Below are 13,620 nucleotides of genomic sequence, written 5' to 3'. Positions count from 1 at the left end.
AAAGGCGCACGCCACGCCTCGTAGGGTCGGAGGATGACCACGCCTGAGTTCATCCGCGCGATCCGCGCCACGGCCGGGAACCAGCTGCTCCTGCTGCCCGGCGTCACCGCCATCGTCCTCGACGACCGGGGGCGGGTACTGCTCGGCCGCCGCTCCGACACCGGGCGGTGGTCCGTGGTCGGCGGGATCGCCGAGCCGGGGGAGCAGCCCGCCGACACCGCGGTGCGCGAGGTGTACGAGGAGACGGCGGTGCGCTGCGTCCCGGAGCGGGTGGTGCTGGTGCAGATGCTCGCGCCGATCACCTACCCGAACGGGGACGTCTGCCAGTTCCAGGACATCACCTTCCGCTGCCGGGCGATCGGCGGGGAGGCCCGGGCCAACGACCACGAGTCGCTGGAGGTGGCCTGGTTCGAGGTGGACGCGCTGCCCCCGCTGGAGCCGTTCGCCCTCGACCGGGTCCACCGGGCCCTGCGGGACGAGCCGACGTGGTTCGAGGCCCCGGCCGTGATCCCGGGCGGCGACGCGGCCGAAGCGCCGTGCCCGGTCCCGGGCCAGGGCCGGTAGCAGGCCGGAGCCGGGCGCGGCGGCTCAGCCGGCCTCGGCCGCCTCGCGGTAGAGCTCCACCGCCTGGTCGTCCATCACCGCGCTGTACGAGACCTCGGGGACGCTGCCGCCGTCCTCGTAACCGCCGAGCACGCCCGCCAGGGCGCCGTCCACCAGCCACGGGCTGCCGCTCGTGCCGCTGCTGAGGTCGGGGCAGTCGATCCGGCGCTGGGCGGCGGAGAACAGCGTGGTGGTGTTGGCGCAGCGCAGCGGTGCCTCCAGGCTGCTCGGGTAGCCGAGGACGGTGACCGTCGCGTCGGACGGCTGGGCGGCCGCCACCGGGAATCCGCCGACGGCCTCCTCGACGTAGCCGGACTGCCCGTCGCCGACCGGGGCCACCGTCGCGAAGGCGATGTCGGCGTCCGGGTCCCGGCCGTCCGTCCAGCCCGGGGCCACGTACACGCTGGTGAGCCGCCACAGGCCGTACGGGGCCCTGCCGTCGCGGTAGCCGGGGGCGAACACCGTGTTCTGCGGGTCGCCCACGCAGTGCGCGGCGGTGACGATCACATCGCGGCCGTCGCTGCGGACCACCGCGGCCGTGCAGAAGTGGCCGCCGTCCAGGCCGCCGGCGAAGAGGGCGCCGACCCGGTTCGCCGCTGCGCCGGGCTGGGCCTGCGCGGTGACGCCCAGGGGCGGTACCGCCTCGGCGGCGGGCACGTCCACGCTCACCAGCGTGGCCATGGCGGCCACCGCCAGCAGGATCCGGGACGTGCGCCGGGCGCGGATGCGGTGCGCCGGGCGGGGTCGGGGAGGCATGGGCGGGATCATGCACCGAGCCTGCCCGCCGAAACTGTGTCCGGAGCCAGAAATTCCGTGTGAATCCGCTGTGAATCGTGGACCTGCTGTGAACCCTTCGCGGGGGCGGCCCCACCAGCCCTCCCACCGGCCCTCCCCACCCCCGGCGGCGACCTGGAAAGTGGCCGGGAGGGGCGACGGGCGAGGCGGCTCGGGCGAAAGCCGTCAGTCTATGGACGACACGGAGGGGTTCCCGGCCGGCTGTTGTGCACCGCGGAGCGTGATCGCCGGGCCCCGCCGCCCCTAGCCTCGCCGCAGGAGCACGAACGAGGGGCGGTACCCGGTGAACTGGCTCATCCACGACTACCGCGAGAGCGATCTCGCCGCTGTCGTCCACCTGATCGACACCACGGCCGAACTCGGCCAGGAGTCGGTCTTCTCACTCGCCGAGTGCATCAGCGCCCTCACCGACCGGCAGCCGTGCGTGGTCGCCGTCCACCAGGGCGTCCCCATCGGCGCGGCCCTCGCCTGCGTCACCGGCGAACGGGCCTGGGTGATGCGCATCGCCATCGCCGCGGGCTGGCGCGGCCGGGGACTGGCCAGCGCGCTCCTCGTCGAACTGGAGCGGCGGCTCATCGCCGCCCGCGTCGGCCGGATCGCGTACGTGCTTCCCGAGGAGGACCTGCTTGGCGAGGGCCTGCTCAACGCCGGCTACACCCGCCAGCCCGCCGTCGCCTACTTCGAGAAGACCGAACCGCTGCACGGACCGGCGGCCGGACTCCTCGACGACCTCGGCGGCCGCTTCCTGCCCAACGACCTGTGGGCCAAGGTCGCCGGCATGGAGAAGGAGAAGGACCTCATAGAGCGGCGCGTCGTGCTGCCGCTCGCCGAGCCCGAGCGGGCCGCCTCCCACGGGGTGCGGCCGCCGCGCGCCATCACCCTCTTCGGGCCGCCCGGCACCGGCAAGACCACCTTCGCCCGCGCCATCGCCTCCCGGCTCGGCTGGCCGTTCGTGGAACTGCTGCCGTCCCGCCTCGCCGACGAGGGCAACCTCGCCGCCGCGCTGCGCGACGCGTTCGCCCGGATCGCCGAACTGGAGCGGGTGCTGGTCTTCATCGACGAGGTCGAGGAGATCGCGCCGGTGCGCACCGAGCCCGCCCAGCCCGGCGGGATCCACGGCGTGACCAATGAGCTGCTCAAGCTGATCCCCGGGTTCCGGGAGGGCGACGAACGGCTGCTGGTGTGCGCCACCAACTCCATCCGCTCCCTGGACCCGGCCTTTCTGCGGCCGGGGCGATTCGACTACCTGATCCCGATCGGCACCCCGGACGCCGGCGCGCGTGCCGCGATCTGGTCCCGCTACACGGCGGGGCGCGCGGACGTCGACGTGGCGGCCCTGGTGGCGGCGAGCGAGCTGTTCACCCCGGCCGACATCGAGCACGCGGCGCGGATCGCGGCGCAGGTGTCCTTCGAACGGGACCTGGAGGCGGTGGGCGCGCGGGGCGTCGCGGCGGCCCAGCCGGGAGCCTCCACGGAGGACTACCTGGCGGCGACCGCACAGTGCAGGCCGACGGTGACTCCTGCGATGACGGGCCAGTTCGAGGCGGACATCACCGCCCACGCCCGCTTCTGACCGACCTGCCACGGACAGGTCGCCGCGGTGGCCCGCAGCCCCTCCCCGAAGCGGCTGCGGGCCACTACGCGGGCACGCGCCCCCTAGCGGGCGCAGCGGTACGTGAACTGCGTTGCCGCCGACCGCCCGCCCGGCGAGACCACCTGGAGCTTGGCCGAGGCGTCATGGGTACCCGTGCCGTGGAAGGTCCACAGCAGGTGCAGCCGGGCCTCCTTCCTGCCGCGCGGCACCCGCTCGGTGAGCTCCTCCGACTGCGTGCCGTCGCTGCGGATCCACCGGTACCTGAGCGTCCCGGGACGCCCGTTGGTCCGTACGAGGGCCACCACGTCGGCGGTCGCGTCGCAGGCGGGACCCTTCGGGTCCGTGACGGACACGGCCACGTCCCGGACGCCGAGGGACGGGCCGTAGCGCTGCCAGCCCAGATACGCGAGGACCGCGAGCAGCACGACCGCGGCCAGGCCGTACCGGCGCCAGCCCCCCGATCCGCGGCGCTGCGCGGCCGGCGGGGCGGTCACCGGGAACGGCGCGGGCACGGCTGCGGTGACCCCCGGCCCGAACCGCAGGACCGACCCCTCGACCCGGTCCGGGACGGCGTCCTGCGGCTGCGGGGGACCGCTGAACCAGTGGCTGCCGAGGACGGTGGCGCTGTATTCGTCTTCGCTCATCGGATCATGCACTTCGTGAGCCAGACCTGGTCGGTCTGGGATCCGTTGCCGGCGGCCGGCCTGGTGGTGACGCGCACGCCCCAGTAGCAGCCCTGGCCGGAGAAGGTGTGCCGCCGGACGAGCGCCCCGCTGCCGGGCTGGTACGTGAGGGTGTCCGCGCGGCCGTCCGCCGCGCCGAGCACGCCGGACTGGTTGCTGCTGAACCACTCAACGGTGACGGTCACCGGGGCGGTTCCCTTCGCATCGATCGAGATGCTCGCCACGCCCACCGTGAAGTCCGCCTGCCGGAGGTCCACCTTGATCGACCCGACCACGACCGAGGGCCTTGGAGACGGTGTGGTCGGCGGCGGCGGCGGCGGGGTGGTCGGCGGGGTCGCCGTGGATGTCGGCGTCGGCGAAGAGCCCGGGCTCGACGAAGGCGACGGGGACGCGCTGAGGGACGCGGACGGCGAGGCCGACGGCGACGTCGACGCCGATACGGAAGGCGACGGCGAGACCGAGGAGCTCGGCGCGGGTGCCGGGAAGCCGCCACCCGGTGCCGGGCTCGTGGTGGCGAACGCGCTCACCGCCGAGCCACCGCCCGCCTGTTCACCGGCCGCCTGCGAAGCGAACACCAGCATGGCCCCGAGCACCAGCGCCAGGCCGGCGGCCACCGCGTCGCGCCGGCCCGGCAGCCAACCCGCGGGCGGCGGCTTCAACACCGTCGTCGCCACCGCGGTCGTTCCCGCCGCCGCGCCGCCCGAGGAGGGGAACAGCAGCGGCAGCAGCGCCGCCAGCGCCGCCAGCTTGCGCTGGCCGCGCTCCTCCCAGTCCGGCCCGTACGCGCTGCGCGCCACGCCCTCCAGCTCCGCGACGAAGGCCTCGGCGTTCTCCGGCCGTTGCTCCGGGGCCTTCGCCAGACCCCGCCGGATCAGCGGGCGTACCGGCTCCGGGGCCTCGGTCTCCGGCACCGGCGCCTCGATGTGCTGCACCGCGAGCTCCGCGAAGTTCTCCCCGGCGAAGGGCTTGCGGCCCGTCAGGCACTCGAAGAACGTCGCCGTCGCCGCGTACACGTCGGCCGCGGGCGAGGCCGGCCGGCCCTGCCACTGCTCGGGGGCCATGTACGCGGGCGTGCCGGCCACCCCCGGCGTCGTACCGCGGCGCGCCGCGATCCCGAAGTCCACGAGCCGGGAGGAGCCGTCCGCGGCGACCAGGACGTTCTCCGGCTTGTAGTCGCGGTGCACGACGCCCGCCCGGTGCGCCGCGGCCAGACCCAGCAGGGACCCCTTGAGCACCACCAGCGCGGCCTCGGGACCGGTCTGCCCGGCCTGCTTGAGCAGCGCGCGCAGGGAAATGCCGTCGACCAGCTCCATCACGATGGCGGCGCCGCCGGGACCCGCGGTGTACTCGCAGTATTCGTACAGCCGCACCACGTACGGCGAGTCGAGCCCGCCGAGCAGCCGGGCCTCGGCCCGGAACTCGCCGACGAACGCGGGGTCCTCCCGCAGCCGTTCGCCGAGGTACTTGACGGCGACCGCCGTGCCCGTCGCCTCGTGCACGGCGAGGACCACGCGGCCGCTCGCGCCCGAGCCGAGTTCCCGGACCTCCGTGTAGCCGGGCACCGCCCACGCGTTCCCCATCGCCTGCCCCCGTCCGTGGCGTCGCCGTGTTCCGGGCCTCGCGGCACCGGTGCCGGTCGTCCTGCACGACCGGCCAACCCCAGGGACACGTTTTCCGCCACGGCTGGTTCCCAACCCCGGCCGGTGTCTCAGGCCGCTGCCCGCACCGCGCCGATCATGGCGTGCAGCCGGTCGGCCGCCGACCGGCCGAAGACCGGGTCGTTGATGTGGGTGTCGTACTCGTGCAGTACGGCGGCGCTGCCCCGCAGCCCCTCGCGCAGCGCCGAGAACAGCGCCCGGTCTGCAACGGGGTCATGGTACGGGGCGCCCGGCGCGCCGAGTGCGGATAGTCCCCGCAAAGGGATGCACACCGCGGTGGGGCCGGTCGCCGGGCGGAGTTTGGCGGCGACCCGGCGGCCCAGCTCGGCGCACTCGGCCTCCGTCGTACGGATCACCGTAATGGACGGGTTGTGGACGCGGACCCGGCGGTAGCGGACCCGCTCGGGCAGGGTCTCCAGCGGCCCGAACTTCACCATGTCCAGCGCGCCCAGGCTCACCACCTGCGGAACTCCGGCCCGGCCCGCCGCACTCAGCCGGTCGGGGCCCGCGGTGAGGATGCCGCCGCACAGGTCGTCGGCGAGCTCGCTGAGCGTGAGGTCGAGCACGCCCGCGAAGACCCCCTGGCCGGCGAGGGTCTCCAGGGTGCGGCCGCCGGTGCCGCTGACGTGGAAGACCAGCACCTCGTAGCCCAGTTCGGTCAGCCGCTCGCGGGCGGCGTCCACCCCGGCCGTCGTCACCCCGGCCATGCTCGCCGCGATCAGCGGGCGGGAGCCCGCTCCCAGCCGGACCGGGCGGTGCACATCCGTCGAGGACCGCTGGAAGGCCCTGGCCATCCCGGCGATCGCCTCCACCGCGTTCGCCAGGACGGGCGCGGAGATGCTGTTGATCCCCGCGATGTCCACGACGCTGTACATCATCGTGATGTCCGAGGAGCCGACGTACCCGGCCACGTCGCCGGACGCCATCGACGAGACCATCAGTTTCGGCACGCCCAGCGGCAGGGCGCGCATCGCCCGGGTGGCGATGGAGGTGCCGCCGCTGCCCCCGATCGCGAGCACCCCGTGCAGTCTGCCCTCCGCGTGCAGCCGCAAGAGAACGGCCTCCGCGCCCCGGGCCATGGCGGCGACGGCCGCGCCCCGGTCGGCGGCCGCACGCAGTTCGGACAGCTCCGCTCCCGCCGCCCGGGCCACCGCTTCCCGCGGCACGTCCGCGGGCACCCGGGGTTCGCCCATGATCCCCGTGTCGACGATGATCACTTCGACGCCGGAGTGCAGCAGACTCTCGCGCAGCCAGCCGTACTCGACACCCTTGGTGTCCAGGGTTCCCACCAGCACGACGTTCGTCATATGTGCAATGTCCATGCAGATGGGGTTTGTTGGCAAGTCAAGGTCGGGTCAACCCCCCACCAGCCCCAACAGTCTCTCCACAAAGGCAACTTGAGACTTGATCAGCTTGGTTCCGGCCACCTGTGGGGTGAACCAGGCCACGCGGTCCAGCTCGGGGAACTCCTGCACGTTCCCCGAGTGCGGCGGCCACTCCATGGAGAAGGTGCCGGGCACCATCAGCGCCGGGTCGAGGTCCGCCTCCACCGCCCAGATCGTCACCAGCTTGCCGCTGCTCAGCACCACCTCGCCGAGCGGCAGATAGTCGCCGTCCGGTGGCGGCAGCCCGATCTCCTCGGTGAACTCCCGGCGCGCCGCGTCCCGCGGGGACTCGTCCGGACCGTACTCGCCCTTGGGGATCCCCCAACCGCCGGCGTCCCGTGCACTCCACACGGGCCCGCCCAGGTGCCCGAGCAGGACCTCGATGCCGGGGGCGGGCCCACCCGTACGGCGGAACAGGAGCAGTCCGGCGCTGCGCTTCTGCGTCATGGGTGATCCCTGCCCCGCGGGAACGCCTCCTAGGCAGGCCGCCCCGCCGGGGTGTGGCTACCGGGCACGGGCCGGGCCGGCTAGTGGGCGTGCGGGCCCTGGCGGTGGACCGGGCCGTGCGCGTCCGCGCAGTGCGGGTCGTCGGCCGCCTCGTCGCCCGGGCGGCCGACGGTGAGCAGTGCCTCCTGCTCGTGGTCCACCTGGAGGGTGGTGTGCGTGATCCCGTACTCCTTGGCCAACAGCCGCTCCAGGTCGCGGCGTACGGCGTGGCAGTCCCCGGCCGGCTCGACCAGCACGTGCGCCGACAGCGCCGCCTGCCCGGAGGTGATGGTCCAGATGTGCAGGTCGTGGACCTCGGTGACGGGCGGGTGCCCGACGAGCCGGTCGCCCACCGCGTCCGGGTCCAGGTGGGCCGGGGAGGCCTCCAAGAAGATCCGGCCGGACTCGCGGACCAGCCCGTATCCCGCCTTGACCATCAAGGCGACCACCACGAGCGTGGCGATGGCGTCGGCCTGGACGAAACCGGTGGTGAGCACGATCAGACCGGCCACGGCGGTGCCGATGAAGGCGAACAGGTCGTTGAGGATGTGCTGGTAGGCACCCTCGACGGCGAGGGAGGAGCGGTTGGCCTTGGAGATGCACCAGGCCGCGGCCACGTTGACGACGATGCCCGCGAGCGCGGTCACCAGGACCGGCCCGCCCGCCACCTCCGGCGGCTCGACCAGGCGCCGGACCGCCTCGTAGGCCAGCCAGACCGCCAGCAGGAGCAGGGTGAGCCCGTTGGCCTGCGCGGAGAGTATCTCCGCGCGCTTGAGGCCGTACGTGAAGCCGCCGCGCGCGGGCCGGGCCGCGAGCCGCATCGCGATCAGTGCCAGAACGATCGAAACGGCGTCGGTGAGCATGTGGGCGGCGTCGGAGATCAGGGCCAGGGAGTGGGCCAGGACGCCGATGGTCACCTCGACCGCCATGAAGGCGCCGATCAGGCCGAGCGCGATCGCCAGCCAGCGGCGGTCCGCGTCCGCGGCGACCCCGTGGCCGTGACCGCCGTGGCCGTGCCCGTGGCCCCGGCCGTGGTCCTGGCTGTCGTCGTGATCGTGATCGTGGTCGTACACAGCCATCGCTTCCCCCGCTTGTTCGGTTCCGACGCGTGAAGTGAAGCGCACCGCGACGCAATGGGCAAAGGCTGCAACGGGGACCGTTGTCATTCCCCATAAGGCGCCTCTGACCTGCGGTTATGCCCGTCCGCTCGGATCGTGGGAAAATTTGCCCATGGTCCGGCGCCCCGGTGTGCCGACCGTGCGGCTGCTGCGCCGCCACAAGCCCGCGATCATGCAGACCCAGCGGAAACAGCGGAAACGGCGGAAGTGGACGCGATGACCAGTCCCACGGAGTCCGGCACCGACTTCCACCCCACGCACGTGGTCCCGCAGGAGGGACTGCCCGCGTGGGAGGCGCCCGACGTGTCCCGGCCCACCGCGCCCCTCGATCCCTTCCTGCCCGTCCAGCTGCTGTCCCGGCAAGGCGCGTGGGCGGAGATCCTGTGCTCGAACGGGTGGTCCGCCTGGGTGGACGGCCGCCTGCTGGTCTCCGTACCGCAGCCGCCGCCCGCCGGCGGAGGGCAGCCGACCCGCGCCGAGGACCCGCGCCCGCTGCTCGCCCGCAGCACCGACATCTTGGCCCGCTACCGGCAGGCCGCGGAAGAGCTCGCCTCGGGTCTCGTGGACCCCGGCAGGTTCCGCGACGGCACCCGTGGGCTGCGGGCGGGAGTGGTGATCGACGGGGAGTCCGTATGGCTCTACGACGAGTCCACCGGCCGGTGGATGTACGGGGACGGCGGCCACCTGGTGACCTACGCCGTGGTCACGGGACCCGGCGGCTCCGAGCAGCCCTCGGCGGCGGAACCGGAACCCGGGGCCGCCACCGGCGGCCCGGGCCGGGCCGCCCAGGCGGACGACCGTGAGCCGACCCGGGTCGTCATGCCGCCCGAAGCCAGGGAGGGCTGATGTCTTCGGAATCCCTGGGCGGCCGTCCGACCGACCTCAGCGGGAAGCAGGTCGCCGGATACCTGATGGAGTGCGAGATCGGTCGCGGCGGAATGGCGGTCGTCTACCGCGCGCGGGACCTGCGGCTGGACCGGACCGTGGCGCTGAAGCTGCTGGCGCCGGAGCTCGCCCGCAACGACACCTTCCGGCAGCGTTTCGCCCACGAGTCGCGGGTGGCGGCGGCCATCGACCACCCGCACATCGTGCCGGTCTTCGAGGCGGGAGAGACGGAGGGGTTGCTCTACATCGCGATGCGGTACGTCGCCGGGCAGGACCTGCGGGCCCTGCTGGACCGCACCGGTCCGCTGCCGGTGGAATCGGCGGCCCGGATCGCCGGACAGGTCGCCTCGGCGCTCGACGCGGCGCACGCCCACGACCTGGTGCACCGGGACGTCAAGCCGGGCAACATCCTGGTCGCGGAGGGCACGGACATCGACCACCCCGAGCACGTGTACCTCACGGACTTCGGGCTGACGAAGAAGTCCTTGTCGCTGACGGGTTTCACGAGCGTGGGCCAGTTCGTGGGCACCCTGGACTACGTGGCTCCGGAGCAGATCGCGGGGAAGCCGGTCGACGGCCGCTGCGACGTCTACAGCCTGGGCTGTGTCGTGTACGAAACCCTGGCCGGGGGCCCGCCGTTCCAGCGCGACGACGACATGGCGCTGCTGTGGGCCCACCAGTACGACCCGCCGCCCCCGCTGACCTCGCACCGGCCCGATCTGCCGGAGGCGGTGGACGCCGTACTGGCCAAGGCGCTGGCGAAGTCGCCGGAGGACCGGTGGAGCAGCTGCCTGGAGTTCACCGGCGCGCTGCGGCGGGCGGGTGCCCAGGCCGGGGCGGGCGCCGGGGCCGGGGCGAGCACCGGCCGCCCGCCGAGCCGTACCTCGACGGCGGATCCGGGTCCCGCCCCGCCGCCCCCGCGCTGGGCCCAGCCGGTGTTCCGCCCCCTGGACCGGTAGCCGCGGGGCAGGCACCGCCGGACGGGCGCACACCATGGCCCGCGAGAGTGACCGGGATCGGCATTCGTCCCGGAAGAGGCCAAGACTTACTAGACATGGAGGGAACGCGGACAGCGGAAGCGGAACAGGAGCGCCGGTGACCACGCAGCCACCCGGGACACCGTCGTCGGGGCGCCCCACCGGACCGCCCGCCGGGCCGCTCTCCGGCCGGCCGTCAGGGCCCCCGCCACCGCCTCCCCAAGGGCCGCCTTCTCCCGGTCCGCCTCCTCAGGGCCCTCCACCCACGGGCCCGCCCTCCGAGGGTCCGCCTCCTCAAGGCCCCGGAGGACCCGGCAGCGGGCCGTCGATGCCCTCGGGGCCGCCCGGCCGGCCCGCCAGGCGGTGGTGGCGCTCCGTACCCCGGGTGGCCACCGCCGTGACGGCACTGGCCGCCGCCGTCGTGCTCGCCATGGTGCTCACCCGACCCTCCGGCACGACCGCGGGCGGGGAGGTGTTCCTCCAGCCGGCCGCAGCCCAGGGCCAGGACCCCTTCACCGAGTCCACCGCCAACCAGCCCCCCGGTCCGCCGCCCGCGCCCTCCAGCCTGCCGCCGGCCCCCGCGACCGGCACCATCACGACCCAGGCCGTCCCCGGTTCGTCCCCCACCCTGTACGGCGGCACCGCGGACATCGCCGGCTGCGACAGCGAGAAGCAGGCGCGGTTCCTGTCCGCCCGGCCGGACGCCAACCGGGCGTTCGCCGAGGCGCTGGGCATCCAGGCCACGGCGGTGCCGGAGTATCTGCGGTCCCTGACCTCCGTCACGCTCCGCAAGGACACCCGCGTCACCAACCACGGCTACCGGAACGGCAGCCCCACCTCGTACCAGGCCGTGCTCCAGGCGGGAACGGCCGTGATGGTGGACAACCACGGGGTGCCGCGGGTGCGCTGCGCCTGCGGCAACCCGCTGGGCGAGCCGAAGGCGCTGAAGCCCGGTTACAGGCGGCGGGGCGAATCATGGGCGATGTACCGGCCGCAGAACATCGTGGTGATCCAGCCGACGGTCAAGGCCATTACCAAGATCACGATCTATGACCACACCAGCGGACGCTGGTACGCACGCGAATCCGGCCAGCAGAGACCCGACCAGCCCATCCAGGCACCGGCCCGGCCTCCCGCGGACACGGACACGGGCTCGGAAACCGCTCCGCCGGCGGCATCCCCGCCGTCGTCCCCGCCGCCCCCACCCCCGCCCGCGCCGCCGTCCCCGTCCCCGCCGTCGTCTCCGCCCGAGTCCCCACCGTCCTCTCCGCCGTACGCACCCCCGCCGCCCGCCACCGCCGCGCCCGGCGCCGATCGGTGAGACCCTGGCTGCATGGCCGAACGGGGAGTGAGCCCAGAGGTCCAGTGGCCCGCGCGGCCCGACACGAGCCTCGCGCTCAACCGCATGGGCACCTTCGACTGGGACCTTGAGGGCGGCCAGATGCATCTGGACGCCACCGCCCTTGAGGTCTTCGACCTGCTCCCGGAGGAGTTCAGCGGCACCCCGGAAGGGCTGCGCGACCGCGTCCCGTCTGCCGAGGAGGCCCGGCTCGACACCCGCGTCGCCCAGGCCCTCAAGGACGGCCGCAGCCACTACGGGGCGTACTTCCGGCGCCGGCGCCGGGACGGCACCCCGGCCTGGACCCACATCCAGGGCCACATCCTCCGGGATGCGGACGGGCGCCCGCACCGGATCATCGGAATCGTCCGCGACGCCGCCCACGACCCGGACGAGCCCGGGGCCGCCGGGGAGCAGAGCGAGGGCCGCCGCAGGATGACCGGCGTCGTCGAGCGGACCACCGCCATCCTCGCCCACGCCCGCACCGTCAACGACGTCACCGACGTCCTCAAGGACCCCGAGGCCCTCGGCCACCTCGGCGCGGTCAGCGTGATGCTCGGCGTCGTCGACGGCGGCCGGATCCACCTCGTCGCCGAGGGGCAGCTGGGCTCGTACGTCCCGGAGATCGAGTACACCCGCATCGACGCCCGGCTGCCGATGAGCGAGGCCGTACGCACCCTCCAGCCGGTCTTCATCGCCTCACGCGAGGAGTTCGAGCAGGGATATCCGGAGCTGTGGCCGTACATCGAACCGCTCTCCGTGCACAGCGGGGTCTACCTTCCGCTGATCGCCCAGGGCCGGGCCATCGGCGCCCTCGGGCTGCTCTACCGGCGGGACGGCGACTTCACGGCCGAGGAGCGCAACCTGCTGATGGCCCTCGGCAGCGGCATCGCCCAGAGCCTCCAGCGCGCGATCCTCTTCGAGCAGGAGCACGACCTCGCCGAGGGACTCCAGCGGGCCATGCTGCCGCGCCGGATCCCGGAGATCCCGGGCGCGCGGATCGCCGTACGCTACCGGGCCGCACGCATGGGCCGGGACATCGGAGGCGACTGGTACGACGTCGTCCCGCTCGGCGAGGGTCGGGTCGGGGTGATGATCGGTGATGTCGAGGGGCACGACACGGACGCCGCCGCCGTCATGGGCCAACTGCGGATCGTCCTGCGCGCCTACGTCACCGAGGGGCACACCCCCGGCACCGCCATGGCGCGGGCCTGCGACTTCCTGCGCGACCTGCAGACGGATCGCTTCGCCACCTGCACCTACGCGGAGCTCGACCTGAACACCGGCGCAGTCCAGATGGTCCGGGCCGGCCACCTCGACCCGGTGGTCCGCCGCGGCGACGGCAGCTGTCACCGCCTCCAGGTCGCCGGCGGGCTGCCCCTCGGGCTGCCCCAGCGCGAACACCCGGGCGCCGGCTACCCCGTCACCAGCCTCGAACTGCATCCCGGGGACACCCTGCTGCTCTGCACGGACGGGCTGATCGAGCGGCCTCAGGGCGACTCCGAGACCGGCATGCGGGAGCTGATGGACGCCGTCTGCGACGGGCCGGTCGACGTCGAGGAACTCGCCGACGTCCTGTGCGACCTGATCGGGGACGTGGGCGGGGGCGACGACATGGCCCTGCTCCTGCTCCGCCGCCGCGGCACCCCCGCCCCGCGCGGGGGCGGCCCGCTGCGCCTGCGGCTCGCTCCTGGCGACCCGCGAGGCCCCACGACGGCCCGCCACTTGATCCGGGCGGCGGTGGCCGCCTGGGGCGCGCGGGAACAGGCCGACGAAATCGAGCTGGCGGCGGACGAGTTGATGACCAACGCCCTCGTGCACACCGAGGGCGGCGGCCACGTCAGCATGCGGATGACCGCGGAGGGCCGGCTCCGCATCGAGGTCGAGGATTCCAGCAGTGCCCTGCCGCACCGCCGCGAGGCGGACGACTGGTCGCTCTCGGGGCGAGGCCTGCTGCTGGTGGAGCAGCTGGCGCAGGAGTGGGGCGTGGAGCCCCGCGGCGGCGGGAAGTGCGTGTGGTGCGAGTTCGCCGTCCCCGGCCCGGCGGCCCGGGAGGCGGCCGCGCCGGCCCGGGCCGCCCGGTGAAGGGGCTCAGGG

The 13,620-nt window shown here is 74.0% G+C and carries 12 protein-coding genes; 6 read left to right on the top strand and 6 right to left on the bottom strand.

Annotated features, from left to right (window positions below; all coding sequences use genetic code 11):
* Window positions 1-33: 33 nt before the first annotated feature.
* The gene (locus AB0B01_RS05630) at window positions 34-564 is read left to right on the top strand and encodes an NUDIX domain-containing protein (RefSeq protein WP_361713231.1); all 531 of its coding nucleotides are present in this window, start codon (window positions 34-36) and stop codon (window positions 562-564) included.
* Window positions 565-588: 24 nt separating this feature from the next.
* Here AB0B01_RS05630 and AB0B01_RS05625 read toward each other — a convergent pair whose 3' ends face one another.
* Window positions 589-1,359: a trypsin-like peptidase domain-containing protein gene (locus tag AB0B01_RS05625; protein WP_361713229.1), complete on the bottom strand. Its 771-nt coding sequence runs from the start codon at window positions 1,357-1,359 to the stop codon at window positions 589-591.
* Between the two features lie 322 nt (window positions 1,360-1,681).
* Here AB0B01_RS05625 and AB0B01_RS05620 point away from each other — a divergent pair, with 322 nt between their 5' ends.
* Window positions 1,682-2,971, top strand: coding sequence for a bifunctional GNAT family N-acetyltransferase/ATP-binding protein (locus AB0B01_RS05620; protein WP_361713227.1), 1,290 nt, complete (start codon window positions 1,682-1,684; stop codon window positions 2,969-2,971).
* 83 nt (window positions 2,972-3,054) lie between these two features.
* On the opposite strand, the gene AB0B01_RS05615 is transcribed toward AB0B01_RS05620, so the two are convergent.
* From AB0B01_RS05615 to AB0B01_RS05595, 5 genes are all read right to left on the bottom strand, one after another.
* Window positions 3,055-3,636: a hypothetical protein gene (locus tag AB0B01_RS05615; protein WP_361713225.1), complete on the bottom strand. Its 582-nt coding sequence runs from the start codon at window positions 3,634-3,636 to the stop codon at window positions 3,055-3,057.
* Complete coding sequence (locus AB0B01_RS05610) at window positions 3,633-5,255, bottom strand: serine/threonine-protein kinase (RefSeq protein ID WP_361713223.1); 1,623 nt, start codon at window positions 5,253-5,255, stop codon at window positions 3,633-3,635. Before AB0B01_RS05610 ends, AB0B01_RS05615 begins: the two co-directional genes overlap by 4 nt.
* 128 nt (window positions 5,256-5,383) lie before the next feature.
* The gene (locus AB0B01_RS05605; protein WP_361713221.1) at window positions 5,384-6,640 is read right to left on the bottom strand and encodes a Tm-1-like ATP-binding domain-containing protein; all 1,257 of its coding nucleotides are present in this window, start codon (window positions 6,638-6,640) and stop codon (window positions 5,384-5,386) included.
* A gap of 48 nt (window positions 6,641-6,688) precedes the next feature.
* Window positions 6,689-7,165 (bottom strand): NUDIX domain-containing protein, encoded by a 477-nt coding sequence (locus AB0B01_RS05600; protein ID WP_361713219.1) that lies wholly within the window; start codon window positions 7,163-7,165, stop codon window positions 6,689-6,691.
* A gap of 80 nt (window positions 7,166-7,245) precedes the next feature.
* Entirely contained in the window at window positions 7,246-8,283 is a 1,038-nt protein-coding gene (locus AB0B01_RS05595; protein WP_361713217.1) for a cation diffusion facilitator family transporter, read from the bottom strand.
* 255 nt (window positions 8,284-8,538) lie between these two features.
* Here AB0B01_RS05595 and AB0B01_RS05590 point away from each other — a divergent pair, with 255 nt between their 5' ends.
* The 4 genes from AB0B01_RS05590 to AB0B01_RS05575 all read left to right on the top strand — a co-directional run bounded on the left by AB0B01_RS05590 (window position 8,539) and on the right by AB0B01_RS05575 (window position 13,608).
* Entirely contained in the window at window positions 8,539-9,168 is a 630-nt protein-coding gene (locus tag AB0B01_RS05590; RefSeq protein WP_361713215.1) for a hypothetical protein, read from the top strand.
* On the top strand, window positions 9,168-10,166 hold the full coding sequence (locus AB0B01_RS05585) for a serine/threonine-protein kinase (protein WP_361713213.1): 999 nt from the start codon (window positions 9,168-9,170) through the stop codon (window positions 10,164-10,166). The genes AB0B01_RS05590 and AB0B01_RS05585 overlap by 1 nt, the downstream gene beginning before the upstream one ends.
* Before the next feature lie 403 nt (window positions 10,167-10,569).
* A complete protein-coding gene (locus AB0B01_RS05580) occupies window positions 10,570-11,505 on the top strand; it encodes a DUF6777 domain-containing protein (RefSeq protein ID WP_361713211.1) in 936 nt (311 codons plus the stop codon).
* A gap of 12 nt (window positions 11,506-11,517) precedes the next feature.
* Entirely contained in the window at window positions 11,518-13,608 is a 2,091-nt protein-coding gene (locus AB0B01_RS05575; protein WP_361713209.1) for a SpoIIE family protein phosphatase, read from the top strand.
* The last annotated feature ends 12 nt before the right edge of the window (window positions 13,609-13,620 follow it).

It is taken from the genome of Streptomyces sp. NPDC044571, from assembly GCF_040647115.1.
Taxonomy (GTDB): Bacteria; Actinomycetota; Actinomycetes; order Streptomycetales; family Streptomycetaceae; genus Streptomyces.
The sequence above is the reverse complement of the archived record's forward strand: the minus strand, read 5'-3'. Positions and strand labels throughout refer to the sequence as shown.